General features: G+C 54.5%; 27 protein-coding genes and 1 pseudogene. 17 read left to right on the top strand and 11 right to left on the bottom strand.

Annotation, left to right across the window (positions count from 1 at the left end):
* Positions 1-59: 59 nt before the first annotated feature.
* Both J122_RS22545 and J122_RS16600 read right to left on the bottom strand, forming a co-directional pair.
* Positions 60-503, bottom strand: a complete 444-nt coding sequence (locus J122_RS22545) for a hypothetical protein (RefSeq protein ID WP_156471773.1) — start codon at positions 501-503, stop codon at positions 60-62.
* Positions 504-1,016: 513 nt separating this feature from the next.
* A pseudogene (locus J122_RS16600) lies at positions 1,017-2,108 on the bottom strand (IS3 family transposase).
* Between the two features lie 40 nt (positions 2,109-2,148).
* Here J122_RS16600 and J122_RS16590 point away from each other — a divergent pair.
* Complete coding sequence (locus J122_RS16590; RefSeq protein WP_156471772.1) at positions 2,149-3,237, top strand: hypothetical protein; 1,089 nt, start codon at positions 2,149-2,151, stop codon at positions 3,235-3,237.
* A 39-nt stretch (positions 3,238-3,276) separates the two neighbouring features.
* Here J122_RS16590 and J122_RS16585 read toward each other — a convergent pair whose 3' ends face one another.
* Positions 3,277-4,029, bottom strand: coding sequence for a hypothetical protein (locus J122_RS16585; protein ID WP_061333261.1), 753 nt, complete (start codon positions 4,027-4,029; stop codon positions 3,277-3,279).
* Between the two features lie 319 nt (positions 4,030-4,348).
* On the opposite strand from J122_RS16585, the gene J122_RS16580 reads away from it, so the two are divergent.
* The 13 genes from J122_RS16580 to J122_RS16520 all read left to right on the top strand — a co-directional run bounded on the left by J122_RS16580 (position 4,349) and on the right by J122_RS16520 (position 17,405).
* Entirely contained in the window at positions 4,349-4,909 is a 561-nt protein-coding gene (locus J122_RS16580) for a recombinase family protein (RefSeq protein ID WP_019677822.1), read from the top strand.
* Positions 4,910-4,911: 2 nt separating this feature from the next.
* Positions 4,912-7,881, top strand: a complete 2,970-nt coding sequence (locus J122_RS16575; protein ID WP_061333260.1) for a Tn3 family transposase — start codon at positions 4,912-4,914, stop codon at positions 7,879-7,881.
* Positions 7,882-7,935: 54 nt separating this feature from the next.
* On the top strand, positions 7,936-8,490 hold the full coding sequence (locus J122_RS16570) for a DMT family transporter (protein WP_227510253.1): 555 nt from the start codon (positions 7,936-7,938) through the stop codon (positions 8,488-8,490).
* Positions 8,491-8,577: 87 nt separating this feature from the next.
* Positions 8,578-8,952 (top strand): IS66-like element accessory protein TnpA, encoded by a 375-nt coding sequence (gene tnpA / locus J122_RS16565; RefSeq protein ID WP_061333259.1) that lies wholly within the window; start codon positions 8,578-8,580, stop codon positions 8,950-8,952.
* Entirely contained in the window at positions 8,949-9,284 is a 336-nt protein-coding gene (gene tnpB, locus J122_RS16560) for an IS66 family insertion sequence element accessory protein TnpB (RefSeq protein WP_061333258.1), read from the top strand. Before tnpA ends, tnpB begins: the two co-directional genes overlap by 4 nt.
* A 75-nt stretch (positions 9,285-9,359) precedes the next feature.
* Positions 9,360-10,925: an IS66 family transposase gene (gene tnpC, locus J122_RS16555; protein WP_061333257.1), complete on the top strand. Its 1,566-nt coding sequence runs from the start codon at positions 9,360-9,362 to the stop codon at positions 10,923-10,925.
* A 149-nt stretch (positions 10,926-11,074) separates the two neighbouring features.
* A complete protein-coding gene (locus J122_RS16550; protein WP_058091913.1) occupies positions 11,075-11,281 on the top strand; it encodes a DUF2933 domain-containing protein in 207 nt (68 codons plus the stop codon).
* On the top strand, positions 11,271-11,921 hold the full coding sequence (locus J122_RS16545) for an isoprenylcysteine carboxylmethyltransferase family protein (RefSeq protein WP_061333256.1): 651 nt from the start codon (positions 11,271-11,273) through the stop codon (positions 11,919-11,921). The genes J122_RS16550 and J122_RS16545 overlap by 11 nt, the downstream gene beginning before the upstream one ends.
* Positions 11,922-11,988: 67 nt before the next feature.
* The gene (locus J122_RS16540; protein ID WP_061333255.1) at positions 11,989-12,447 is read left to right on the top strand and encodes a hypothetical protein; all 459 of its coding nucleotides are present in this window, start codon (positions 11,989-11,991) and stop codon (positions 12,445-12,447) included.
* A 137-nt stretch (positions 12,448-12,584) separates the two neighbouring features.
* Entirely contained in the window at positions 12,585-13,073 is a 489-nt protein-coding gene (locus tag J122_RS16535; RefSeq protein WP_227510252.1) for an outer membrane lipoprotein-sorting protein, read from the top strand.
* A gap of 33 nt (positions 13,074-13,106) precedes the next feature.
* Entirely contained in the window at positions 13,107-13,769 is a 663-nt protein-coding gene (locus J122_RS16530) for an ABC transporter ATP-binding protein (protein ID WP_227510251.1), read from the top strand.
* Complete coding sequence (locus J122_RS16525) at positions 13,766-16,279, top strand: FtsX-like permease family protein (RefSeq protein WP_061333253.1); 2,514 nt, start codon at positions 13,766-13,768, stop codon at positions 16,277-16,279. Before J122_RS16530 ends, J122_RS16525 begins: the two co-directional genes overlap by 4 nt.
* Complete coding sequence (locus J122_RS16520) at positions 16,272-17,405, top strand: hypothetical protein (RefSeq protein WP_061333252.1); 1,134 nt, start codon at positions 16,272-16,274, stop codon at positions 17,403-17,405. The genes J122_RS16525 and J122_RS16520 overlap by 8 nt, the downstream gene beginning before the upstream one ends.
* 89 nt (positions 17,406-17,494) lie before the next feature.
* Here J122_RS16520 and J122_RS16515 read toward each other — a convergent pair whose 3' ends face one another.
* Together J122_RS16515 and J122_RS16510 are read right to left on the bottom strand one after the other, a co-directional pair.
* Positions 17,495-17,776 carry a hypothetical protein gene (locus tag J122_RS16515; RefSeq protein ID WP_061333251.1) on the bottom strand — a complete coding sequence of 94 codons (282 nt, stop codon included), beginning with the start codon at positions 17,774-17,776 and terminating at the stop codon, positions 17,495-17,497.
* A gap of 148 nt (positions 17,777-17,924) precedes the next feature.
* The gene (locus J122_RS16510; protein ID WP_061333250.1) at positions 17,925-18,209 is read right to left on the bottom strand and encodes a hypothetical protein; all 285 of its coding nucleotides are present in this window, start codon (positions 18,207-18,209) and stop codon (positions 17,925-17,927) included.
* Between the two features lie 189 nt (positions 18,210-18,398).
* On the opposite strand from J122_RS16510, the gene J122_RS22540 reads away from it, so the two are divergent.
* Complete coding sequence (locus tag J122_RS22540; RefSeq protein WP_156471771.1) at positions 18,399-18,575, top strand: hypothetical protein; 177 nt, start codon at positions 18,399-18,401, stop codon at positions 18,573-18,575.
* A 413-nt stretch (positions 18,576-18,988) separates the two neighbouring features.
* Here J122_RS22540 and J122_RS16505 read toward each other — a convergent pair whose 3' ends face one another.
* The 6 genes from J122_RS16505 to J122_RS16480 all read right to left on the bottom strand — a co-directional run bounded on the left by J122_RS16505 (position 18,989) and on the right by J122_RS16480 (position 23,286).
* Complete coding sequence (locus tag J122_RS16505) at positions 18,989-19,270, bottom strand: hypothetical protein (protein ID WP_156471770.1); 282 nt, start codon at positions 19,268-19,270, stop codon at positions 18,989-18,991.
* A 128-nt stretch (positions 19,271-19,398) separates the two neighbouring features.
* Positions 19,399-19,683, bottom strand: a complete 285-nt coding sequence (locus tag J122_RS16500; protein WP_061333249.1) for a hypothetical protein — start codon at positions 19,681-19,683, stop codon at positions 19,399-19,401.
* Positions 19,684-20,059: 376 nt separating this feature from the next.
* A complete protein-coding gene (chrA, locus tag J122_RS16495; RefSeq protein WP_061333248.1) occupies positions 20,060-21,361 on the bottom strand; it encodes a chromate efflux transporter in 1,302 nt (433 codons plus the stop codon).
* Positions 21,362-21,446: 85 nt separating this feature from the next.
* Positions 21,447-22,118 carry a hypothetical protein gene (locus J122_RS16490; RefSeq protein ID WP_061333247.1) on the bottom strand — a complete coding sequence of 224 codons (672 nt, stop codon included), beginning with the start codon at positions 22,116-22,118 and terminating at the stop codon, positions 21,447-21,449.
* Positions 22,119-22,133: 15 nt separating this feature from the next.
* On the bottom strand, positions 22,134-22,868 hold the full coding sequence (locus J122_RS16485) for a HupE/UreJ family protein (RefSeq protein ID WP_061333246.1): 735 nt from the start codon (positions 22,866-22,868) through the stop codon (positions 22,134-22,136).
* A gap of 46 nt (positions 22,869-22,914) precedes the next feature.
* Complete coding sequence (locus J122_RS16480; RefSeq protein ID WP_061333245.1) at positions 22,915-23,286, bottom strand: hypothetical protein; 372 nt, start codon at positions 23,284-23,286, stop codon at positions 22,915-22,917.
* 169 nt (positions 23,287-23,455) lie between these two features.
* On the opposite strand from J122_RS16480, the gene J122_RS16475 reads away from it, so the two are divergent.
* Both J122_RS16475 and J122_RS16470 read left to right on the top strand, forming a co-directional pair.
* Positions 23,456-23,806, top strand: a complete 351-nt coding sequence (locus tag J122_RS16475; protein ID WP_061333244.1) for a DUF3147 family protein — start codon at positions 23,456-23,458, stop codon at positions 23,804-23,806.
* 141 nt (positions 23,807-23,947) lie between these two features.
* A complete protein-coding gene (locus J122_RS16470) occupies positions 23,948-25,291 on the top strand; it encodes a TolC family protein (protein WP_227510250.1) in 1,344 nt (447 codons plus the stop codon).
* Positions 25,292-25,294: the final 3 nt, after the last annotated feature.

The following is a 25,294-nucleotide window of genomic DNA, read 5'->3' as shown; positions in this document are numbered from 1 at the left end:
TTTACGACCGTCATCGTGGCGCATGTGTGTAAATATCCGATAAGCTTGGCGAACGGAGCCTACATTATAAATGATGTTCGCTTACTTTCGAACCCATTAGTATTATCCATACTAGCGCGTGCATCTATCGCAACCTGGCTAAAATCTTTTCCAGCAGAAAATGTATCACGACCAGGCTCTTTGACACCTAATGCAATATTAGCAGCTGTAAATCCGTCATAGGTCGGCATAAACTGTTCGTAATAGCTAGGGGATTGACCGCCCCTGGACGCCTCTAGTGCTTTCCTGCCAGCATCTGAAATAGTAACGTCGTTATTACTATTTTCAGGACCAGCACTGTCCTTGATAGGTTTCTCTTCGACTCCAGATCCCGTTTTTTCCAAACTAGCGTATTTATTTTGCACTCCAAGTGGCTGGCTGCTTATGGTAGATATCACAACAATGCCTCCACTAAATACATATACGTGATTTGAACGAACCTTTGCATCAAGGTATGCACCCATTTTTTAAGCGTGGCGGACAATGGCCGCTTCTGCGTGCTTTGAAAGCCAAAGTTGGTTGACATCTCACTGATAACCATTCGAGAAAAACGCTGTTGGTTTGCCAATTGCAGTATGCAATTGACGCCCATACTCTAACCCCTTCGGAATACTCCCTACTCTTGTTATCGGGACTTACCGGAATAACTTTAGCTAATCGGTCAGCCTATCCAGCGGATTGCATCCGGCGTTTTGATCATTACCTAGTATAGTAGCTCCCTAGGCCCCCATAGACAAAATTCCTGAAATGCGAATAGATGTAGCGGCCCGCAAACATCGAGGCGAACCCACATTATTTGAGAATAGAGCACTCGGCTAGATCGGCAACCCAGCCTCCCGCATCTGCTCCATTAGCTCATGTGCCCGTGTCGCCTCCATATCCCTGGCTAGGAATCGCCTGATTTCGTCTAGCCACGGTGGCAATGCGCTTGCCTAAAGGGTAATCCCCCCATTTTTAACGGGGGTCAAAAGTAGACCTCAGGCCATCATGGCCAACTTCTGTTGAGGAGTAATTCCTCCGAGTCCCATATTGGGTCGTTCGTGATTGTAGTGCCAGAGCCAGCGAGTCGCATAATCCTGGACTTCTTCGGTGCTTTCGAACAGATACTGAGCCAGCCAATCATAACGAACCGTGCGGTTGTAGCGTTCGATATAGGCATTCTGCTGCGGCTTGCCCGGCTGGATAAACGCCAGCTTGATGTCGCGTTGTTCTGCCCAGGCTGACAACTTGCCACTGATTGATGTATTCAGGCCCGTTGTCACAACGGATAGAACGCGGTTTACCTCGCCACTCAATGATCTGATCCAGCGATCGGATAACCCGCTCTGCCGGAAGCGAGAAGTCCACTTCGATGCCAAGGCCTTCACGATTAAAGTCATCAATCACGTTCAGCAGCCGATAGCTACGCCCGTCGTTGAGCTGATCGTGCATGAAGTCCATCGACCAACTGTCGTTGATCGTTTCCGGCACAGCCAATGGCTCTGGCTTTTCACGAACCAGGCGCTTCTTGGGCTTAATGCGCAGGTTCAGCTCCAGCTCCCGGTAAATCCGATAAACCCGTTTGTGATTCCAGCCAAATCCTTTGACGTTCCTCAGATGCAAAAAGCACAGGCCAAAGCCCCAGTTCCGCTGGTTATGGGTCAACCGGATCAGCCAATCCGCGATCTCGGCATTCTCGCTGCTGAGCTTTGCCCGATAGCGATAGCAGGTCTCGCTGATGCTGAACATCCAGCAAGCCAAGCGAATACTGACCTGCTTCTGACTGACGGCTTTCTGCGCCATCTCACGGCGACGAGACGGCTTTACCACTTTTTTTCGATGGCTTCCTTGAGAATGTCAGCCTTCAGTCGCTCCTCGGCATACATCTTCTTGAGTCGGCGGTTTTCGTCCTCTAGCTCCTTCAACCGAGCCATCATGGACGCATCCATGCCACCGAACTTGGCGCGCCATTTGTAAAAGCTGGCGCTGCTCATGCCGTGCTCACGACACAGCTCCGGAACCGGCACACCGTTCTCGGCTTGTTTCAGGATCGACAGGATCTGGCTGTCGGAAAAACGTGACTTCTTCATGCAGAATCTCCCTGCGTGTAGCTTACGGAAAATTCTACTTTTGATCACCGCTGTTTTTCGGGGGGATTACCCCCTGGACAGTACCACGACAGGGGGCTCTTACTGCTATCACTTCGAAATAACCCAGCGCGCGAAAACCACGGTATTCCTGACCGGTCAGAATGCCAATACGGACTTCGCCCTGACACTGATCAAACATGAGGCAGACGATACGCTGACGTCACTGGGAACATCGGACCAACCTGGCAATGCCGATGAGGGGCTCTTGGCTCTCACTGAACCGGGTGACTACTATTGGTCTATGGACGCCAATGCCTCGGATGGCTCCGCCTTCCAATTTGGCGCAGTGGTGAACACGGCTGTAGATGCCAACGAACTGAATGACGCGGCAAGTCTATCAACACCGATTCCTGATGACCGGACCCCGATGGTTGGGAGTATGGACAGCGCCCAAGATATCGACTATTTCAGTTTCGTGGCGGAAAATGGACAGGATCTGCATATCCAGTTCACGGACGCCTACGGCCAGAACGAATGGGTTATTGAGTACTTCACAGGCACCGTCTGGAATACTCTTGACGCGAATATGCTCTATAATTTGGGCAGTTTGCCAACGCCCTTTACCCTCAATGTTCGAATTTCTCCAAACCCGGCGGTGGCCGTGAATCCGGCGCACGATTATGAGCTGTTGGTAGGATCACGCGTTACTGCTTCTGACAGCGTCGATGTCGGAAGTGATGAAAATTTGGTTCGTATGAGCACTTCCCCTTTTCTGACTGACCAAGTGCATAATGAGTTGGATTGGTCCATACGAGTGCTGGACTCAAGTGGCAATCCTGTTGAGGGAGCAGAGGTGACTTTTAAATATTATACCGACGACATTCCATTGACAGGCGACACAGCGATCAGCAATTCGAGCGGTATCGCCGGTAATATCATCTCGTTGCCCGATTGCACTGGCAATTATTCCACCACGGACTATTCGGGTGGCTATACATGGCTGTCAGAGTTTAATGCAGGAAAGTGGTCGATTCGGGTGAAGGATACAGATCCGAACGAAGTCGGAGTCGGAGGCGACAACTATCCCGCAGTGACCTTGGGGCACATCTGCGATCAGACCATCCAGTAAATACCTGAGGCCCAAGCACTGCTTGGGCCTTGTCTTCTCTTACAGCGAGATCAGTCCAAAGTCTGCTGGCTTGGCATATCCGATGGGCGCATTCGCACTGATCTGGTCCAACAAAGCGCGCCCGCCATAAGGGAAATGACGCTCGTAATCAGTGGGATCTATCGGGTTCAGGTCATAGCTTCCGCCTGGTTCGTGCACTTGCAGGTAGGAACGAAGATCAACAATATCCCCAAAATTCCCCTGGGATACATCGAATCGGCCGATACCGTTACTCACACCGGCTGGCCCTCGATCCAGCTCCAGCGCCCGAATCATCGTAGAAGCCACCTGGTTGGCCTGATATTCGACATCTGCTATCGAGAGCGCGTCCTTGAGGGTTGCGCGGTCTTCAGTCGATAGGGCATCACTGCCTTCCGAAATTACTAATGAACCGTTTGACACTGAAAACCCCCAATCCTTTTCTTGCAGATCGGGTGATAGAGACTCCATTGCCATCTCATAAGTACGCTTGAGACCAGCTGACGCCGTGGCGACACCAGTGGACAACGCCACCATCATCTCATCCAACCTGGCATTGGTCGCCTCATGACTTTCTTGCGGCATCTTGTATATTTTATCAATAACATGGCCGCCAGTATTGAGAGGGTTATCTTTCGCTCCATGGTAAACCACCGATGGCACCTCACTGATCTGAACCCCCGCATCAATTCGCGTTTCGCGGACGATCCTGGCGGAGCCATTCGAGTACACCCCTTGTTGACTTGCCGATTGCGATAGGTGACTGATGTCCATCCTTGTTCCTCCTTCAAAAGACTCTTCTAGTTATCGGAAGCTCCCGGAAGAACTTTAGTGAATCAATCGTCCAAATGATCCGGCAGTATGCAAGTGGCATTTCGATCCCAGCCTAGTTCGTGTTCAGAGTCTTCGCAAAAAAAATCCTCCGAGTTTAATGTGCAGCCTGCCGGTATTCGCTGTCAGTTTGAACTACACCCTAACCAGGCGTCAGGCATTGAGTGGTACATGCGTCAGAATAGGGTGGTATATAGAAATAGTTGACGTTTGTTGCGAGGGGTCTTAGAGTTCTCTTGACACTTCGACGGGGGAGCGGGTTTTGAAAGGTCAGCGCATCGGTTATATCCGAGTCAGCAGTCTTGATCAAAATCCGGAACGCCAGCTTGAGCAGGTCGCGGTTGATCGGGTGTTCACGGACAAAGCGTCCGGCAAGGATACCCAACGACCCGAGTTGGATCGACTGATCACCTTTGTCCGCGAAGGCGATACCGTCGTCGTCCATAGCATGGACCGTCTCGCGCGCAACCTTGACGACCTGCGTCGCCTGGTCCACACGTTGACCCAACGGGGTGTCCGCATCGAATTCATCAAAGAAAGCCTGACTTTCACCGGCGAAGCGTCGCCGATGGCCAACCTCATGCTTTCCGTCATGGGCGCATTTGCCGAGTTCGAGCGTGCATTGATACGCGAGCGGCAGCGCGAAGGCATCGCACTGGCTCGAAAGCGTGGAGCGTATCGCGGTCGCAAGAAAGCCCTCTCTCCCGAAAAGATCGTCGAACTCCGGCAGCGCGTTGCAAACAGTGAACAAAAGGCGGCGCTGGCCCGTGAATTCGGCATCAGCCGCGAGACGCTGTACCAATACCTGAAAACGGTTGACTGACTATGCCCCGCCGTCGCCTATTGACCGCCGCTGAGCGGGATAGCTTGCTCTCGTTTCCAGAGACGGACGACACGCTCATCCAACACTACACTTTCTCCGAATCGGACTTGTCGGCGATTCGGCAGCGGCGTGGCCCGCACAACCGATTCGGTTTCGCGGTCCAGTTATGTTATCTGCGCTATCCCGGTATCGCGCTACCCACCAATGCCGAGCCACCAGCCTCCTTATTAACGCTCATCGGCCAGCAGTTGAGCATTGGGCCTGAGATTTGGCCGCGCTACGCCAAGAGGCCTGAAACGCGACGGGAGCATCTGGTCGAATTGCAGGCCTGGTTGAACCTGTCTTCGCTCAGCGGCGATGACTACCGGCGGTTTATTGACTCCATTGTCGACCTGGCCCAACAAACGGATCGCGGCATCGTTCTGGCTGAAGCGCTGGTCAAGTTGCTTAGACAACAACGCATCATTTTGCCGCCGCTGGATGTCATCGAACGCATGTGCAGCGAAGCGCTCACGCGAGGCACCCGACTCGTGTATGAAACGTTAACCGCGCTATTGACCAATCAGCATCGCCGCGCCTTCGAGCAGTTGCTGGCGATTCGCAAGGATATGTCGAGTAGTGCACTCGTCTGGCTGCGCCAGTCTCCCGGACCACCGAGGCCCAAACATATTCTGTTCCACCTCCAACGATTACAGACCGTGCACGAGCTCAACCTCCCGGTTGGGCTTGAACATACCATCCACCAGAACCGTCTGCTGAAGCTCGCCCGTGAAGGCGGGCAAATGACCGCCCAGCACTTGCGGGACCTTGAATCGAGCCGTCGCTACGCCACACTAGTGGCAATCATACTCGATACACGAGCCACGCTGATTGACGAGATCATTGACCTACATGATCGCTTTATGGGCTCGCTGTTCAGCAAGGCCAAGCGTACACATGCTGAGCGCTTCCAGCGCTCCGGCAAGGAAATTAATAATAAGGTACGTCTGTACTCGCGTGTTGGGCGCGCACTGCTCGATGCCAAACAGACCGGAAGCGATCCGTATGCCGCCATTGAGGCGATCATGCCATGGGAGGTATTCAGTGCAAGCATCACCGAAGCGGAAAAGCTGGCCCAGTCAGAAGACTTCGATTACCTCGCTTTAATTGGTAGTGGCTTCAACTCGCTGCGGCGTTACACGCCGACGCTTCTGGATGCACTGGATATGAAGGCCGCACCGGCGGCGCGCGAGTTACACGCCGGGATCGAGCTGCTAAAGAACATGAATCAGCACCAGTCTCGTAAAGTGCCGGATGACGCCCCGACTGGCTTTATCCGCAAGCGCTGGGAAAGTCTGGTGTACACACCGGACGGAATTGACCGACGCTTCTATGAACTGTGCGTGCTATCCGAGCTCAAAAATGCGCTACGTTCCGGGGACATCTGGGTCCAGGATTCGCGGCAGTTTAAGGATTTCGAGGATTACCTGTTGCCGCCGACACGGTTCGAGGGTCAGCGTGAAGATCGAAAGCTCGGATTGGCGGTTGAAACGAATTGCGATAACTACTTGGAATCGCGATTGGCAACGCTGGACCAGGAGTTGATCACCGTAGAACGCCTGGCCTTCGCCGACCAGTTACCCGATGCAGGTATCTCACCCTCGGGCCGCCTAAGAATCACGCCATTGGACAACGCCGTGCCTGATGCGGCGGAAGCGCTGATGCAACAGGCCTATAGTCGGTTGCCGCACTTGAAGATCACCGAACTGTTGTTGAAAGTCGATAACTGGACGGGCTTCACGCAACACTTCACTCACCTCAAAAGCGGCGCAACCGCTGGGGATCGACAGCTACTACTCACGACGATCCTGGCTGATGCGATCAACCTGGGGCTATCCAAGATGGCTGAGTCCTGCCCTGGCACCACCTACGCTAAGCTGACGTGGCTCCAGGCGTGGCACATACGCGATGAAACGTATTCAGCGGGATTGGGGAGCCTGGTCAACGCTCATTCTCGCCAATCGTTCGCCGCATACTGGGGTGATGGCACCACGTCATCATCGGATGGCCAGAACTTCAAAGCCGGCGGTCGCGGTCAATTTGCTGGCCATGTAAATTTGAAATACGGTCAGGAGCCGGGCGTACAGTTCTACACGCATATCTCGGACCAGTACGCGCCGTTTCATTCCAAGGTCATTAACGCCACTGTTCGCGATGCCACTCATGTTCTGGATGGTTTGCTGTACCACGAGTCAGACCTTCGGATAGAGGAGCACTATACGGACACGGCTGGCTTTACCGATCATGTGTTCGCCTTGATGCACTTGCTTGGGTACCGCTTCGCCCCGCGTATTCGTGATTTAGCCGACCGTCGTCTGTACATAAATGGTGACACAAAACAGTATCCGACACTCGCAGGCCTAATCGGCGGTCGCATCAACGTAAAACACATTCGGACGCATTGGGACGAAATCCTTCGTTTGGCGGCATCGATTAAGCAGGGCACTGTCACCGCATCACTGATGCTGCGCAAGCTCGGGAGCTATCCGCGTCAGAATGGCCTCGCGATCGCATTGCGCGAGCTGGGCCGCATTGAGCGAACATTATTCGCACTCGACTGGATGCAAAACGTCGAACTGCGTCGCCGCGTGCAGGTTGGTTTGAATAAGGGCGAGGCTAAGAACGCGCTGGCTCGTGCCGTCTTCCTGAACCGGCTCGGTGAACTCCGCGATCGCAGTTACGAGAATCAACGCTACCGTGCAAGCGGACTCAATCTCGTCGTCAGCGCTATTATCCTTTGGAATACGGTTTATATGGAGCGGGCGGTTCAAGCACTGCGCGAAGACGGCCGGGATATCGACGAGACGCTTCTGCGGCATCTTTCTCCCTTGGGCTGGGAGCACATCAACCTGACCGGCGACTATATCTGGCAGCAGGACAAACAGGTCGAACAAGGAAAGTACCGATCGTTACGAACACTGCAGAGGTCTTAGCGTACGATTTTTTCCGTTTCGTGAGCTGACCCCTATTTTTTCATCAGGGAAGTTGTGAGCGGGCGTCTGTTTGCCGGATTACTCATTGGCTTTATCGGTGTTGTGGTGCTCGCAGCGCCTGACATGGAAGTAAGTAACTCCAGATTCACAGGATCGGTTTATATTCTTGGTGGCGCCGTTGGTACTGCCATTGGAAACGTACTGCTTAAATACCAGGCCGGCAGCGATGATATCTACTGGTCAATGGGCATTCAGCTTGTAATTGGTTCAGTTTTTCTGGGTTTTGCTTCTGTCATCCTGGGCGAAGGCATGGACATTAACTGGACCTGGTCGTTTGCCACCGCTGCTTTAATGCTGTCCATTCCCGCTACGGCACTGATGGTCGTGTTGTGGTATGCCCTGCTGGCAAGCGCTCCTTTGAACAGTCTCAATTCGTTTACCTTTCTTACGCCGGCCATAGGTGTTGTTATCGGGCTACTGTGGTTTGGGGAAACCTTCACTGTTGTGGAAATCACCGGCATTAGTATCACAATTATTGGTCTGATTATCGTCATGAAAGCACCGGGCGAAGGCGGGAGGGTGCGCGAAGTTCGTCCAGGAATTGATTGAGATCAGTAACCGTCCGGTAAACCCATCTTGAGCCAGGCGCTGCGGCCGTCAGGATAGTGTCCACTTATTTTTAAGTGGACACTTAATATGACCAACATAAGCGTAACCAAGCCCTACCAAAAACGTCGTCGTTACTCCAAAGAGCTGAAGGCTCGTATCGTCGCCGAATGCCTGAAGCCCGGAGCGTCTGTTTCCCGGATTTCGCTGGATAATGGCCTCAACGCCAACATGGTCCGGCGCTGGATGAGCGAAGCGCGAAGAGCGGGTAAAACACCGGAAACACCTGGATTCGTTCCGGTCCGTCTGCCAGCCGCAGCGCCTGTGCCGGACACTCCGTCAGTCTCGAGTCAATGTAGCACCATCCGCATCGAAATCCCCCGCGCCGGCGGCACGGTTGTGGTGGAGTGGCCTGCGGAGCAAGCCCATCAGTGTGCGGCTTTGCTTCGGGATCTGTTGGGATGATCCGCATTGACGAGATCTGGCTGGCCACCGAACCGCTGGATATGCGGGCCGGGCCCGACAAGGCCCTGGCGCGGGTTATTCAGGTATTCGGTTCGGCCAAACCCCATTGCGCCTACCTGTTCGCCAACAAGCGAGGCAATCGGATGAAGGTGCTGATCCATGATGGGCTCGGCATCTGGTTGTGTGCCCGCAGGCTGAACCGGGGCAAATTCCACTGGGGCGAAGCCTGGCGTGGTGACCAATTGCGCCTGACCGAAGAACAGTTGTCCGCCCTCGTTCAGGGCCTGCCCTGGCAGCGCATAGGCGCTGAAGGCGTGATCTCTATCCTGTAACCACAAGCCCTGCGGTCTCGCTATAACCAGAACCGCGAATCGCTTGTGGCATACGGGCTTGGCATACTAGGCGGCATGACTCAGCGCCCCGATATCAACCAACTCTCAGCCGATCAGCTCCGCGCTCTGGCGACGGAACTGATGGACTCCCTGGACGCCAAGGATCAAGCCTTGGGCCGGAAGGAGCGGGAGTTGGTGCGCAGGAATGCCGTCATCGAGAAACTGACCCACGAAGTCGCCATCCTCAAACGTCACAAGTTCGCCCGCCGCAGTGAGCAACTCGATGCCGTTCAGGGCAAGCTCCTGGATGAGCTGATCGACAGCGACCTGGCGGCGATCGAAGCCGAGCTGGACCAGGCGATGACTGAGGAGCAGAAGGCTGCCCAGCCCAAGCAGAAGCCTAAGCGCACCCCGCTGCCACCGGAACTGCCCCGTACCCTGATCCACCACGAACCGGACAATACCCACTGCCAATGCGGCTGCCAGCTCAAGCGTATTGGCGAAGACGTCAGTGAGAAGCTGGACTACGTCCCCGGTGAGTTCACGGTGGAACGCCACATCCGGGGCAAGTGGGCCTGCAACCAGTGCGAGACCTTGGTCCAGGCACCGGTACCACCGCAGGTGATCGACAAGGGCATCCCCACCGCCGGCCTGCTGGCTCAGGTGTTGGTGGCCAAGTACGCGGACCATCTGCCTCTGTACCGTCAGGAACGTATCTTCGGCCGTGCTGGCCTGGAAATACCCCGTTCCACACTCGCCGAATGGGTCGGTGCCTGCGGTGTGCAGTTGCAGCCCCTGGTCGATGCACTGAGAAACGCCTTGCTGGAACACAACGTTCTGCACGCCGATGAAACGCCGGTCAGCATGCTGGCTCCGGGCAAGAAGAAAACCCATAAGGCCTACGTCTGGGCCTACTGCACCACACCGTTCTCGGATCTGAAAGCCACCGTTTATGACTTCGCCCCAAGCCGGGCGGGTGAACACGCCCGCACCTTCCTGGGTGACTGGCAGGGCAAGCTGGTCTGTGACGACTACGCCGGCTACAAGGCCGGGTTCGGTAATGGCATCACTGAAATCGGCTGTATGGCCCACGCCCGGCGCAAGTTCTACGACCTGCACGAAGCCAACAAAAGCGAACTGGCAGCCAAAGCATTGGACTACATCGGCGGACTCTACGAGATCGAGCGGGATACCAAAGACCTGCCGCCGGATAAGCGCCGGAAAATCCGACAAACCAGAGCCAAACCACTTGCTGACGCCCTGCATCAATGGATGCTGGCGCATCGCCAGAAAGTACCGGATGGCTCCGGCACCGCCAAAGCGTTGGATTACAGCCTCAAACGTTGGGCAGCGCTGACGCGCTATCTGGACGATGGTTCTGTGCCCATCGACAATAACTGGGTGGAAAACCAGATCCGACCCTGGGCGCTGGGGCGCAGCAACTGGCTGTTCGCGGGATCACTGCGCAGTGGTCAGCGTGCGGCTGCGGTGATGACGCTGATCCAGTCGGCCAAGCTGAACGCGCATGATCCGTATGCCTATCTGAAGGATGTGCTGACCCGACTGCCGACGCAGAAGAACAACGCCATCAACGAGCTATTGCCCCACAACTGGACCCCGGCTATACCTGACAAGGTGTGATGGCCGGACGCTTACTGAGATCAACTCTTTTTCCAAGCTGGCTGAAGTGTTCAGTTTGAATTCAGACTTCTGTGATTACCTAGACTTATCACTTGGGTTTAGGAGCTGGTAAGTAAAAATTGCTTGTCACAGCTTCAGGAGAATTCGTTATGGAATTTAGCCGTCGATATTGGATTACGCTTTCTTTCTTCGGTGTGATTGCTCTGGTTCTCCTTTGGGGCGAGCACAAGGTTCATATTCTCGGCGCACTGCCGTGGTTGATTCTCCTGCTGTGCCCGCTAATGCATATATTTATGCACGGAGGCCATTCCGGACATCAACATGGTCCGAAAAAGGAAGATCACCATGAGCAATGAAGCAACTGACTACGGGCTCTGGAGTCTCGTCGTCCTGAACTCTGCTGTTTTTATCTTTTTTGCGTTCAGCTTTTTCAAGCCTAAAACTAAGCGCGACTGGCGCTCGTTTGGTGCCTTTAGTGCGTTTCTGGTCGCGTTGTTTACTGAAATGTACGGTTTCCCGTTAACTATTTACTTCCTTGCGGGCTGGTTACAAAGCAGCTACCCAGATGTTGACTGGTTTTCCCATGACAGCGGGCATTTACTGGAAATGTTGTTTGGGTGGCAGGGTTCTCCCCACTTCGGGCCATTCCATTTGCTGAGTACCGCTTTCATTGCGGGTGGATTTTATCTGATCGCGGCCGGTTGGCGCACACTGTACACCGCTCAGAAAGAGAGCAAACTCGCCACCAGTGGGCTTTATGCCTGGGTTCGTCATCCGCAATATGTCGGGTTTGCACTGATCATGTTTGGCTTTCTCCTGCAATGGCCGACGCTGCTTACCCTGGCAATGTTTCCGGTACTCCTATGGATGTACTCACGTTTGTCCATTCATGAGGAGAAAGATATCGAGAAAGAGTTTGGGGAGGCGTGGCGCGACTATGCGGCTAAAACACCACGGTTTATCCCAAGTTTCCGGGATTTTCGACAACGGATTTAGCTTCATGGCCAGGGCGCTGAATTGGCATCGCAACGACGTGCGTTCAACTTAAGGAGAGTAAGCCATCATGGATATCAAAAGCTTTGGTGAGTTGATCGAGTGGACCCGAGACCTGCACACGCATCTGGCCCAGTGTCTCGGGCACTGCGCCACGCGGCATGAGGAGGAAAGGGCAGGAGCGTTACTGGAGTATCTTGCATCTCACGAATCGGAACTTGCACGGATCGTCGAAGAGTTTGAGGGTCAGAGTGCCAGTAACACACTGGAAACACGGGTCTATGACTACCTCAGACACAATCCGATAGAAACACACCGCACCTGCGACGAGCCATACGCCAAACTGGATTTCCAGGGAATCTACCGCGAGGTTATGGATTTCCATGAGCAAGTCATGAATCTGTACAAGAATCTTTTGGGCAAAGCGGAAATCCCGGAAGCTCGAGAGTTGCTGGAAGGACTACTGGAGATGGAAACGAACGAGTCTATGCGCCTGGCCCGGCAAATAGGACGGATGGACGATCTGTGATTCATTACAGGCTTTCCTGCTTTCTTCTAATTGTTTTGTTTTCTGCCCCTCTTCTGGCGAGCACGACTTCGGCGGTTTCTTTAATTGAACGCATGGAGCAGTTGCTTTGGTCAGACAGTAGTCACGGCCGCTCCACCATGCGTATCGAGAGTGACTACTGGACTCGGGAGCTGCAGTTGGAAGCCTGGATGAATCGGCCCGATCACACCTTGATCCGGATTCACTCACCGAAAAAAGAGGCTGGCGTTGGCTCGCTGAGAATCGGCGATGCCATGTGGAATTACCTTCCCAAAGTTGATCGCACCATCAAGATCCCGCCGTCAATGATGCTGCAGCCATGGATGGGGTCCAACTTCAGCAATGATGATCTGGTCAAGGATAGCTCCTTTGTCGACGACTACACCCATGAGGTTGCCGGGGTCGATGATTCAGGCGAGGTGCCGGTGTACCGGGTCGTCTCAACACCACGGCCCGACGCGCCGGTGGTCTGGAGCCAGCTTGAATTCGAGATCCGCGCGGACGCTATTCCCGTGTCCCGAACGATCATCCACATTGAATCCATTGAATTCGATATTCCTGTAGACGAGGCGCTTTTCTCATTGCGTCGCCTGCGCAACCCGGAATGAGGCTCCGCTATTAGCATCGTCAATGTCCAGCATGTGTCGCGGATTTATCAGCAGGATTCCATCGCCGTCAAGGCGCTGAACGATGTATCCGTGGCGATCGAGCCCGGTGAGTTCACAACGCTGGTGGGGCCGTCGGGTTCGGGCAAGACTACCCTACTGAACCAGATCGGGGCCCTGGACGAACCGGATACGGGGCGCATTCAGGTGGCGGGTGAGGAAATCACCGGGCTCAGCCGCAAGAAGCGCACCATTCTGCGGTTGTGGAAAATCGGTTTTGTGTTTCAGGAATACAACCTTATCGGCGTCTTGTCGGCTCAGGAGAATGTGGAGTATGTGCTGATGCTTCGCGGCATTCCGTTTCGGGAACGACGGGCCGAGGCCCGGCGCATTCTCGCGGAGGTCGGGCTGCAGGGGATGGAACAGCGTCTGCCCCATGAACTCTCCGGCGGCCAGCAACAACGTGTCGCGGTGGCCAGGGCCATCGTCAGTAAGCCTGCGATTGTCCTGGCCGATGAGCCAACCGCCAATCTCGACTCCGCGACCGGTGCGGCCCTGCTGGACCTGATGCGGGGTCTGAACTCGGAGCACGGTATTACCTTTGTGTTTTCCACCCACGATCCGATGGTGATGGAGCGAGCGCGCCGGGTGATTCATCTGCGGGATGGCGGTGTCGAGCGTGAGGAGCTGCGACCGTGATCGCGTGGCTGCGACTGGCGTTCGGCAATCTTCGGGTCAATCGTCGGCGTACCGGCATCACGCTGCTGTCGGTGGCCGTGGGCGTCGGAGGTCTGGTGTTTCTCTGGGCTTTTATCGATGGCATCAATGCCCAGATGATCAACAACATGACCGGTTATGTAACCGGCGACCTGAAAGTGCACCAGCGCGGATTTCACGACGACCGGGAAATGAACATTGCCGTTGCCGAGCATTGGAACCTTGCTGAGGAAATGTCCTCCGTAACCGGTGTCGCAGCGACCACGCCCAGGGTGACGGGCAATGCGCTGGCCAGCCATGCCGACCAGTCACGGGCCTTGCAGGTGATGGGGGTCGACAGCACAACAGAGCCGCAGGTAACCCGGCTTGATCGGTCGATCATCCACGGGCGCTATCTGGAGGGGGACAATGAGATCGTTATGGGCGTGGACGCCGCCAGTGCCCTGAGTACCTCCCCGGGAGATGAGCTGGTGCTGGTGGTTCAGGCAGCGGACGGCTCCATTGGCGCAGACCGGTTCGAGGTGGTGGGTGTTTTCGAAACCGGCATCAAACGTATTGATGGATTTGTAGCCCAGATGCCCCTGGCATCCGCCCAGACACTGTATGCTTTTGAAGGGCGGTTTACCGAGATTGCTGCCCGCGTAGAGGACTCTGACCAGCTCGAAGCGGTGGTTGGAAGCCTGCGCAACCAGCTACAGGAACGCAATGTGGAAGTCCTGGGCTGGCCGGCGCTGATGCCTTCGCTGGTGCAAATGGTCGCGTTTCACGACGCCGTCGCCTACATCGTCATCTTCGTGGTGTTTGTGGTGGTGGCGGCCGGCATCGTCAATACCATTCTGATGTCGGTGCTGGAACGTGGTCGGGAATTCGGGGTAATGATGGCTCTGGGTACCCCCAGCAGCCGGATTATCTGGCTGGTGCTTCTGGAAACGACGATTCTGGCCGGCCTGGGCTACCTGTTGGGGCTGGTGCTGGGGCTGTCACTGACCGGTTACTTTGGTTCCCAGGGGCTGGACTTCAGTGCCTATATCAAGGCCATGGATACCATGCCGGGGCTGAGCAGCATCGTCTATCCCACCATCGAATTCTCCCGCCTGGTGGTGATTGGCATCGTGGTTGTGTCGGTGGCCCTGCTGGCGGCACTGCTCCCGGCCTGGAAAGCCAGCCGCAACAGCCCGCTGGAGGCGATGGGTGCGCGGCGCAATGTAGTCAATCGAATCCGCCGTATCCGCTGGGAAGTGACGTCTGACCACCGGCTGCTGATTTTTGCGCAAATGGCACTACGCTCGGTATTCCGAAATCCCAGACGGTCGGTGATTACCGCCTCTGCGACGGCATTTGGGCTGGCGGCCTATCTGTTCCTGTACGCCTTCGCGGATGGTTTCTTCGAGCAGATGATCCACAACTCAACACAGCAGCTCAGCGGACATGTGCAGGTAATGGAGGCGGGGCACGACATTGATCTGTCGCCGGCACTGCGCATTGCCGGCAGCCAGGCATTGCGTCAGCAGTTGCAGGAGCGGCCAGAAGTCGAGGCCGCCGCTCCCCGGGTGGTGCTACGTGCCATGGTGGCAAATCCCGGGCAAAGCCTGCCGGTGGAACTGGTGGGTATTGCACCGGAACAGGAGAGGGCCGTTACGGAGCTTTCCGGGTATATGGCGCAGGGCACTTACGTTCAGCCCGGGGAGAAGGGGATTGTGGTCGGGCAGAAACTGGCCGAGGAACTGAATGCCCGGTTGGGGGATAAGCTGGTCATCACGGTTCAGCAGGCTGGCGGCGATCTTGCCTCCAGCGCCCAGGCCATTCGCGGTATCTACCGCACCGGCAGTGACCTGTTCGACACAGAGTATGCATTCATCGATATCAATGCAGCCCGAACACTGGGCGGCCTGCAGGAGGACGAAGTTTCACGGATCGTGCTGAGGCTGTCAGATCGCTCAGACAGTGTGGCCCTGGCACAGACCCTGAACCAGTCGTCGCCTCTGACCAACCACGGGCTGGTGGCCCAGGACTGGGAAACCTTGCTGCCTGTGGTTGTGCAGATGGTTGAGATGAGCAAGGTGGATTTCTATCTCATTCTGTCGGTGGTCTTTGTGGTGGTCGCGATTGGCGTCATGAACACCATGGTGATGTCGGTGATGGAGCGTACCCCGGAACTGGGCGTCATGCTGGCATTGGGTACGAGAGGCGGACAATTACAGCTGACGATTCTGTTTGAGGCATTCTTTCTTGCGGTGTTGGGTATGGTGGCAGGAACGGTGGTTGGCGGCCTGCTTGTGTTCTGGCTTGGCCAGACCGGTATTGATCTGTCCTCGGTCAGTCGCTCTCTGGAAGCCATCCCCGGTATCACCGACCGCATCTATCCGGTGTTGATTTTCGATCATGTCTGGCTTCCCAGCCTGCTGTTGTTCCTGTGCTCCGTGCTGGTAGCGCTGTACCCGGCGTGGCGGGCCTCACGACTGGACCCGGTTGAGGCCATTCGGCATGGTTGATCGCACTCCACTGGTGGCGGTGGGCCTGGCCTGGCTGATGCTGGCTTCGAACGCTGCGGCTGATTTCAGCCATTCCGGATCGCTCAAGAATCTCAGTGCCGGGTCGCGCTCGCTGGTTGATGAGGATCGTTACTTCTCGAACCTTACCCGCCTGCGTCTGGAACCCCGCTATCGATATGAAGACTGGGTTCTGGATGCAGCCTACGACCTGGAGCTGGTGACCGGCAGTTTTCTGGACAGCCCGGAATTCGCCCTGCTCAGAGAGGTTCCCGATCCACGCTACTGGGATCTTCAGGGCGACGTGTATGAGTCAGGGGATGTGTTGGCGCGTCACCAACTCTACCGAGGCACCATACAGTGGCGCTCGCCAGCCGGGGATTTCCGATTTGGGCGCCAACAGGTGAACTGGTCCACCGCCCTGATCTGGAACCCCATGGACATTCTCAATCCTGTCAGCCCCCTCAATCTGGAACCTGATGAACGAATTGGCGTGGACGCCGTGTTATGGGACAGCCCCTGGGGGGCAACTGGCCGAATCAGCGCTGTTCATGCCCCGCAACACGGTGATAAAGAGGCCAGCACGGCGGCGAGGGCCAAGCGTTTTGTTGCCGGGGTCGATGCCAGTGTGATGATCGGCGATTTTGCAGGCACGACCAAAGCGGGTGTCAGCGGCAGTAGCTCAGTGGCCGGCACCGGTTGGCGTACTGAACTCGTCTGGAGCGAAGCAGATACTGGCGATGGTTACTGGCAGGGCGTGGCAGATCTGAACTGGGCGTATCGCAACGGCTTTAACCTGGCATTGGAGTATTTCTACAACGGTCAGCCCGCACGGCCCGGAAACCTGGACCTTTTGAGGCTGGTTTCCACCCGCCCACTGTATACCGGGCGCCATTATATCGGGCTGCTGGCATGGCAGGATATCAATCCGTTCTGGCAGTATCGCGTGGTGGTCATCCGCAATGCCGATGATGCCAGTTGGGTACTTTACCCCCGGTCCACATGGACGCTGCCATTCAAACGGGAAATTTATCTCACGGCAGGAGCCCAATGGTTCGGAGGCGACAACGACAGCGAATATGGGAGATTAGAGCCGGTCGGGCTAATGGAGTTACAATGGTTTTTCTGAACATATAGTTAGGAATTATATGATAAATAGCCGATGATCTTTTCGTAAGATGACCGGCTATGTTTTAACATGATGTTCGCTGCACCGATTTAGTGATGATTATGGTTAATAGGCGCTCTCTCTGATTGTTCTTTTCCGTAATTAACTTCGCGTGATTCATCCTGGTTTGCCTGAGATTTTTTTACCATCCCATGGTTTTGTTTCTCATGCATACGGTGCATGTGCATGCTTTTAGTATGCTCTGTTTTGTTAGGGTAACTGGTTTTGTTAGGGTAACTGCGTTCTTCATTGATGCGATCGGCCAAGCCGCCGGCCGTGGCCATGGTTGAAAATGCAGCCATGATTGCAGTAACGATAATTAGTTTTTTCATAATGTTGATCTCTCTTTCTATAAGCTGACTCGGTAATTCAAGTCAGGTTCAGGTTGGTATGGTTTACTTGCTGGCGTTAGAACGCCGGCTGCTCAGCATTCGAGTCAGGCGGTGCCTGCGTCTCCGCGAGCTGACTTTGCCGCATGGTTTACCCTGCGGTATTTTTTTGCTTTTTCTCCAATGCCTTATGATAGGCGCGACCCTCTTTCGTCATCATTTGCAGGCGAGCCTCCATACCTACCTCGGAAATGGCATGGCGCGTCATGTCCCTGTGCAAACGCCGCATATCGTCATTCTGAAGAATCTTTTCAACGGACTCGGTGTTCATCATTTGGCTGTGCATGGCCTTCATGTTCTTATTGTCTGACATGTTGCCTGCAAGTACGGATGTTGAAATCGTGACGGCTGCTGCAAATACAAATAACGTTTTCATTATTACACCTCCGGGTTGTTTGATGGCTCTATTGAAACATCGGTTTCTGAAATGACCCTGAATTTTAATAAAAAACAAAGAATCTCGATATTCCTAACCTATTGAACTATTCTTTGGTCATGAAAATACGTCGACGTTCCGGCCAAAGTCGGACTCAAGCAATAAACATGCGAATCATTGGAGAAAACCATGTCATACACAATCAATCGAATTATCAAAGATGCTGATTTTGAAGAGGTCGATAAAAGGACGCGGCAGGCACTTACTGACCACAGCTTCGGGGTGTTGACGGAAATCGACGTCAAAGCCACCATGAAGAAAAAACTGGACAAGGATATGCTTTCTGAGGTTGTTCAGGCGATCTGAAACGTTAAAAACCTCCCGGATGCTGTTGCCGGGAGGTTTTCCACTTTTTCAGGCTACTCCTCTACAGCTCAGGGCCTGCTCAAAGCATCTTTTTCAGCTCACCATAATCACCACCGGTGCGCAGCACCACGGTCACATCATTATTGTTGCGGTTGCGAAAAAACCAGCCATGGTTGCCAGTTAATGCCGGTGGTCACATGGACAGGCACCGATGTACTGCCTCTCGCCCAATGGGTTTTCTTGCCGTTGTTAACAGTATTGGTTGTCAAATGGATGTTTCTTGGATGGTTGATCTTGAGAGACAAATGAAAGAGTGATAATGGTGAGATGGGGAAGCAAATTTTTATATATTTAATGCGCAATAAATAGTCGGCCACCTTTTATAATAAGTGGTCGACTATTTGTTTGACTTGCTAATTCTGAAATTTCATTAAAGAATGGTTATGATCCATGTCTTTGTTGCCTGATTCACTTTCTTCGTATTTCAAAGCTGATTCACTAATATTCCGGTGATTGGTTTTGTTTTGTGTGCAGATCATTTCAGGTTTTTCTGCACTGATTGTTTTGTTCGGGTAACTGCGTGCTTCATTGATACGATCCGCCAAGCCCGAGTTGGCAGTAGCCATGGTTGAAAATAAGGCAGTGACTGCAGCAGCGATAATTGCTTTCTTAATGATATTTTCCTTTCTTGCCATAAACAGGCTCAGTAATTCAGCTCGGTTTCAGGTTTGTGTGTTTTACTTGTCCGCGATCAGGGCATCGACTGCTCAACATTTGAGTTAGCCGGTGCTTGTGTCTCCGCGAGTTGACTTTCCCGCAGGGGTTACCCTGCGGTGTTTTTCTCCCTTTGTTCTAGTGCCTTATGATAGGCTCGGCCCTCTTTCGTCATCATTTTCACGCGAGCCTCCATACCCAACTCAGAAATTGCATAAAGCGTCATGTCCCTGTGTAAACGCTGCATATCCTCATTCTGAAGAATGTTTTCAACGGGTTTTGTGTCCATCACTTGGTTGTGCGTGGCCTTCATATTCTTATTTTCTGATATGTTGCCTGCAAGTACGGATGTTGAAAAAGTAACTGCTGCTGCAAACACAAATAATTTTTTCATAATTACACCTCCTGTTTGGTTGGTGAATGCAGTTAATCATTAGTTTCTGAAATGAATCTGAAATATAAAAAATATATTTTTGATATTTGTCAACGGCCGAAAATTGATTGGGTTGTGCGAGGGGTGTGCGGATATAATTATTTTATTGTTAAATAGGCTGTGTCGCCGAACAATACGAAGTAAGGGGCTTGAACTGACCTATCGGAAGTACATAGGGACTTTGTGTTCGCTTATTTCTGTTCTCTGTCCTCGTGATCATAAAGGCGATGCGTTTACGATGACGCTGCACAGTCACATCGTTATGGATTCCTTTGAACAGGTTCCGTCCGGAGGCTGCACCGGGGCGTCCGCTGTCGTTGTCAGCAGCGAGCTTGGGTTAGCCCGCCATCAGCATCCAGACGGCCCCAAGGCTGGCCAATGTGCTCACCAGGGGGATAACCCCCATTTTGAACTGGAACGCACAGAGAAACGCCACGGCTGAGAGTGTCAGCATCGGCACATCTACGCTGGCAAGATGGGGCAGTTGCATGTTGACACCATACTCCGAGAAGAGGAATTGCTCGGCGAACAGTGCGCTGATCGCAAACCAAAGTGCCAGGTTGGCAATCACTCCAACGACGACGGCAGTGACGGCCCCAAGGGCGGAAGAAATGTCTTGGTTTGCGCGTAGTTTCTCCACGTAGGGCGCACCGGCAAAGATCCACAGAAAGCAGGGCAGAAACGTCACCCATGTGGTCAGCAGGGCGCCAATAGAGGCGAAGAGGAGCGCAGACTCGCCGGCAGCATCGCGGTAGGCTGCGAGAAATCCAACGAACTGTGTGACCAGAATAAGGGGCCCTGGCGTTGTCTCCGCCAGGCCGAGGCCCTCCAGCATTTCACCGGGCTGGAGCCACTGATAGTTCTCAACTCCTTGCTGGGCCACGTAGGAGAGCACCGCATAGGCGCCGCCAAAAGTGACCGTCGCCATCTTTGAGAAAAACACGGCAATCTGTGAATACACTTGGTCGTAGCCCAGGGCGGCCAGCAACCCGAACACGGTTAGTGCCCAAAGTATCAGACAGGTCAGGGCGGCACGCCGGGTGCCCGGGCGCACAATGGTTTCGGTGCTGACTAACGACTGATTAGCCTCCGTATTGTCCGGCCCAAGTCTACGTGCTATCAGGTAGCCCGTAATGCCCGCCGTCAGAACCACGATCGGAAACGGTACGCTGAAAACAAACAAGGCCAGAAAACCGGCAACGGCGAGGAACGGCCTCAAGGTGCCTTTGAGTGCTCGTTGCCCGATTCGTATCAAGGCCTGAACAACAATTGCGAGCACCGCCGCTTTCAGGCCGAAAAAAACACCTTCAACAAGAGTCAGGTCACCGACGGTGACATACGCCCAGGACAAAAGGAAAATCGCCAGGGCACCGGGAATGATGAACAGCAGGCCTGCAATAACCCCGCCCCTCACACCATGCATTAGCCAACCGATGTAGGTGGCAAGTTGCTGAGCCTCAGGCCCGGGTAACAGCATGCAATAGTTCAGGGCGTGTAGAAATCGAGACTCATCCAGCCACTTCCTCTCGTCTACAATAATCCGGTGCATTAGCGCGATCTGCCCTGCCGGGCCGCCGAAGCTGAGAAGACCGATCCTAATCCAGACTATCAGCGCTTCCCTGAAAGAAACTTCACTCATTAGCCCTTTTCCTTGATTACATTATTCAATATCGTTTATTTGTGCCTCGTCCCTGAGGCTGTCGCAGTGGTGCGTACTTTACCAGTTACAGCATTTTCTTCAGTTCACCGTAATCACCGCCGGTGCGCAGTACCATGGTCACATTGTTGTTGTTGCGGTTCCGAAAGAACCAGCCGTGGTTGCCGGTAAAGGCGGCCTCAAGCTCGCCTTCATCCTCCGGGACGCCCCGGCCCTTTTCGTAAGAGATGGACCGGCCGGCACCATCGCCATGGGTGTCAAAGTTAACGGGGCCACCTTCGGATTCCCAGGAAAACCGGGCGATGGCGCCCTCATTCATGGTGAGCTTGAACTCCGTACCCTGGCCCGGCGTCAGCACAAAACGAACCTCATCTTTCCATTCGGTTTCGTCGGCGGTTGCTGGAGCAGGCTCTTCCGGCGCAGGCTCGGCTTCCGGAGCTGCTTCGGCAGTGGCGGCGGGCTCAACCGATGCTGGCGCCGGCGCTTCTGTCTGGGGTTGCACCGCCACCATTTGCGCGGCGGCATCGGCGGCCGCTTCTTCGGCCAGCTGTTCCTTGATTTCACCCATCTCGGTCAGGCCCAGAACCCGGCCGGCACCGGTCGGGTCCAGCGCATACTCGGCGGGCATGACCACCGTCACCAGCAGCACCAGTGCAACTATAGCGGCGATGATGGTGGATCGAATCAGTTTGGCGGTGGAGGGTAGTTCCTCCCGGTTTGGTCTATTGGTGTTGTACATAACGAATCTCCAGAATTAAGCGACAAAATAACCGGTGAGCTGATAGCCGAAGAGCAGGAAGCCTGCGCTCATCATGGCCACATTGGCGGTGTAGGCATGGCGGAAAAAGCCGTCGGTTTTACGCCAGAAGCTGATGGCGATCAGGATCATGGCCAGGGCGATGAGCTGGCCAATTTCCACCCCGACGTTAAACGCCAGCAGGTTTGGCACCAGGCCGTCCGGTGAGATGTCGTATTCGATGATTTTTGAAGACAGGCCAAAGCCGTGGAAGAACCCGAAGATTAGCGTGGCGGCCTTGGTGTTCGGCTGAAAACCAAACCACCGTTGATAGGCACCGATGTTGTCCAGCGCCTTGTACACGATGGATAGCCCGATAATGGCATCAATGATGTAGCTGTTGATGCCAATGTTGAAATACACCCCCAGCAGCATGGTGGTGGAGTGCCCTACCGCAAACAGGCTCACGTAGATCGCGATGTGTTTCATCTGGTAGAGGAAGAAGATGACACCTAGCAGGAATAGCAGGTGGTCATAGCCGGTGACCATGTGCTTGGCCCCCAGATACATGAAGGCGATCAGGTTAACCCCGGTGATCTCCTGGATATAACCTTTATCGCCTTCGGCGACGGCATGGGCGAGTACATCGGCGCTCATGCTGAATAGCCCGAGGGTCAGAACAATCCATAACAGACGGTATCCGCCGGTGGCATGACGCCTACGCCGAAAGCCGCCAAGCAAAGTTGACAACATAAAGACTCCAATTGTGTTCGTTCAGTCAGCTGCAGAGCAGCGAGAATCAGGCAATCAGAGCGGGTTTTGGAGGACGTTCCAGGCGATAACGAAAATTCTGGGGCGAGGCTCCGGCGAAAGACAGGGGTTGCCGGTGTGAGATGACTTGTGCAGGTGTGAGCGTAATGGTCAGCCGATCTGCCGTTTCATGGGTGTGGTTGCCGGAGTCGTGGTGCTGGTGAGAACCGTGTGAACTCTCGCCGTGATCCTCCAGGCTATGACTGTGGGAATGATCACCATGATCAGTCACGTCCAACCCTGTGAACTCTGCAATGCCATGGGAAGATGCTTCACCAATGGTGGAGAGCGTCATGCCAGCCAGTGCGATGAGCATAACCATCAGTGGCAACAGTGTTCTGTGTCGAATGGTGGCGATCATGGGCGTCAGTGCACTGGCTCGGTCATGGGCATCGTCGGGATAACCCAGCTTCGGTAGTTGTATTGCTTGAGCGAATGAGGATACCTTTCTCGCCAAACGGATAACAATTAAATGTTAAAAATGTTCCGAAGGGTTCACGCCTGCCGGGGCTTTTGTGGAGAGCAATACAATGACCTGGCTCATAACCAAATACGCCATCACCGCCGCCCTGGTGGTACTGATTTCGGAAGTCGCCAAGCGCAGCGATAAACTCGGCGCACTGATTGCCGCGCTGCCCATGGTGACTGTGCTGGCTATGGTCTGGATGTATGTGGAACATCAGCCGGCAGACAAGATTGCCAACCATGCCTGGTACACTTTCTGGTATGTGCTGCCCACCTTGCCGATGTTCTTGTTGTTTCCGTTCCTGTTACCCCGTTTGGGATTCTGGTTGTCGCTGGCGGTCAGTGCCGTGCTGACCATGATCTGTTTTGTTTCCCTGGCACTCGTAATGAAACGATTCGGCGTTGGTTTGATGTAAATTCAATAGCCAGATCAGAGCACGTGTCTGATTGTTTTGAGCGAGATCAAAAAATCCATTATTTAGGATAAATCTTTCAGTCACAGTTCAGGTTGCCCCTCTAGCATTCTCCGCATAACAGCCTTTTGCGGAGAATTCACTTTGCGTTATCTCAGACACCTTCCAAAACTGGGCATGGCCACGATGCTGGCCATCTCAGCCTTGCCCGCAGCGGCCCAGCAGGAGCTGGGCCTGACGTCGGCCATTGAAATCGCCATACGGAATGACCCCTGGCTGCAAGGCAGTGTTTATCAGGAACAGGCCCTCAGGGAAGAAGCGGTGGCGCAGGGCTCGCTGCCTGATCCCCGCTTGACGCTCGGGCTGGCAAACCTGCCAACAGACACTTTCGATCTCGGGCAAGAGGCAATGACCCAGACCATCGTTGGCATTACCCAACGCTTTCCCCGGGGGGACAGCCGCCGGATTGCCAAAGCCAGGGTGCTGCAGATGGCGTCAATACAACCCCGCCAGCGAGACAATCGTGAACTCAAGGTGACCGAAACAGTCTCCCACCTGTGGCTGGAGGTCTGGCGCGCTCAGCAAAGTGTACAGCTGATCGAGAGCAGCCGTAGCCTGTTCGAGCAGTTGGAAGACGTTGCCCAGGCTGGCTACCGCTCGGCCACAATGAGCGCCCGGCAGCAGGACGTGATTCGCGCATCCGTCGAGCTGACCCGGCTGGATGACCGGCTAACGGCACTGTCAGCAGAGCTCAGTTCCAGCCGTGAGGCGCTGGCGGAGTGGGTGGGTGCATGGATTGACGAACATGCTGGAATCCGTGCCGACCTCCTGTCTGTTGACGACACCATACCGCCGTATTTGACAGCACTGTCTGCGAACGGCAGTCCGAAGGTCGATAGCGTGCTGGCGATCGACCACCCGATGATTCGTGCCACGGATGAACTGATTGAGGTGCGGACTCTGGAGGTTGACCTGGCGAAACAGGCCTACAAACCGGAGTGGTCGCTTTCTGCACAGTACGGATACCGCGATAGAGCCCCCAATGGTCAGGACCGGGCCGACCTTTTCTCCGTCGGTATCAGTGTTGATCTCCCACTATTCACCAGTAACCGCCAAGACCGGAACCTCAAAGCCTCCTTGGCCCGGGCAGAGACCGTTAAAACCGAACGTATGCTGCAGCTGCGCCAGTTGCAGGCGTCAGCCCGCAGTGCAGTGGCGCGCATCGAGCGCCTGGATGAGCGCATTACACGTTACCGGGAAACCCTGCTGCCTCAGATGGAGCAGCAGGCCGAAGCCGCCCTGAGTGCTTACAACTCTGACGATGGTGATTTTGCCGAAGCCGTGCGTGCGCGTATTGCCGAGCTGAATGCCCGCATCGAGCTGGTTCAGATGGTGGCCGAGCGCGCCAGGTCGCAAGCCAGTTTCGATTACGTCACCGCCGGCGCGGACAACGCCTCACCCTCTTCATCGACTCGATATCAGGACTGACAA

The sequence above is a fragment of the Marinobacter excellens LAMA 842 genome, from assembly GCF_001574445.1.
Taxonomy (GTDB): domain Bacteria; phylum Pseudomonadota; class Gammaproteobacteria; order Pseudomonadales; family Oleiphilaceae; genus Marinobacter; species Marinobacter shengliensis.
The sequence above is the reverse complement of the archived record's forward strand: the minus strand, read 5'-3'. Positions and strand labels throughout refer to the sequence as shown.

Coding starts and splice junctions, on each gene's coding strand:
- J122_RS22545 (WP_156471773.1), bottom strand. CDS start 503: ATGGGTGCATACCTTGATGCAAAGGTTCGTTCAAATCACGTATATGTA.
- J122_RS16585 (WP_061333261.1), bottom strand. CDS start 4,029: ATGGACATCAGTCACCTATCGCAATCGGCAAGTCAACAAGGGGTGTAC.
- J122_RS16575 (WP_061333260.1), top strand. CDS start 4,912: ATGCCCCGCCGTCGCCTATTGACCGCCGCTGAGCGGGATAGCTTGCTC.
- tnpA (WP_061333259.1), top strand. CDS start 8,578: ATGACCAACATAAGCGTAACCAAGCCCTACCAAAAACGTCGTCGTTAC.
- tnpB (WP_061333258.1), top strand. CDS start 8,949: ATGATCCGCATTGACGAGATCTGGCTGGCCACCGAACCGCTGGATATG.
- tnpC (WP_061333257.1), top strand. CDS start 9,360: ATGACTCAGCGCCCCGATATCAACCAACTCTCAGCCGATCAGCTCCGC.
- J122_RS16550 (WP_058091913.1), top strand. CDS start 11,075: ATGGAATTTAGCCGTCGATATTGGATTACGCTTTCTTTCTTCGGTGTG.
- J122_RS16545 (WP_061333256.1), top strand. CDS start 11,271: ATGAGCAATGAAGCAACTGACTACGGGCTCTGGAGTCTCGTCGTCCTG.
- J122_RS16540 (WP_061333255.1), top strand. CDS start 11,989: ATGGATATCAAAAGCTTTGGTGAGTTGATCGAGTGGACCCGAGACCTG.
- J122_RS16535 (WP_227510252.1), top strand. CDS start 12,585: ATGCGTATCGAGAGTGACTACTGGACTCGGGAGCTGCAGTTGGAAGCC.
- J122_RS16520 (WP_061333252.1), top strand. CDS start 16,272: ATGGTTGATCGCACTCCACTGGTGGCGGTGGGCCTGGCCTGGCTGATG.
- J122_RS16515 (WP_061333251.1), bottom strand. CDS start 17,776: ATGAAAAAACTAATTATCGTTACTGCAATCATGGCTGCATTTTCAACC.
- J122_RS16510 (WP_061333250.1), bottom strand. CDS start 18,209: ATGAAAACGTTATTTGTATTTGCAGCAGCCGTCACGATTTCAACATCC.
- J122_RS22540 (WP_156471771.1), top strand. CDS start 18,399: ATGTCATACACAATCAATCGAATTATCAAAGATGCTGATTTTGAAGAG.
- J122_RS16505 (WP_156471770.1), bottom strand. CDS start 19,270: ATGGCAAGAAAGGAAAATATCATTAAGAAAGCAATTATCGCTGCTGCA.
- J122_RS16500 (WP_061333249.1), bottom strand. CDS start 19,683: ATGAAAAAATTATTTGTGTTTGCAGCAGCAGTTACTTTTTCAACATCC.
- chrA (WP_061333248.1), bottom strand. CDS start 21,361: ATGAGTGAAGTTTCTTTCAGGGAAGCGCTGATAGTCTGGATTAGGATC.
- J122_RS16490 (WP_061333247.1), bottom strand. CDS start 22,118: ATGTACAACACCAATAGACCAAACCGGGAGGAACTACCCTCCACCGCC.
- J122_RS16485 (WP_061333246.1), bottom strand. CDS start 22,868: ATGTTGTCAACTTTGCTTGGCGGCTTTCGGCGTAGGCGTCATGCCACC.
- J122_RS16480 (WP_061333245.1), bottom strand. CDS start 23,286: ATGATCGCCACCATTCGACACAGAACACTGTTGCCACTGATGGTTATG.
- J122_RS16475 (WP_061333244.1), top strand. CDS start 23,456: ATGACCTGGCTCATAACCAAATACGCCATCACCGCCGCCCTGGTGGTA.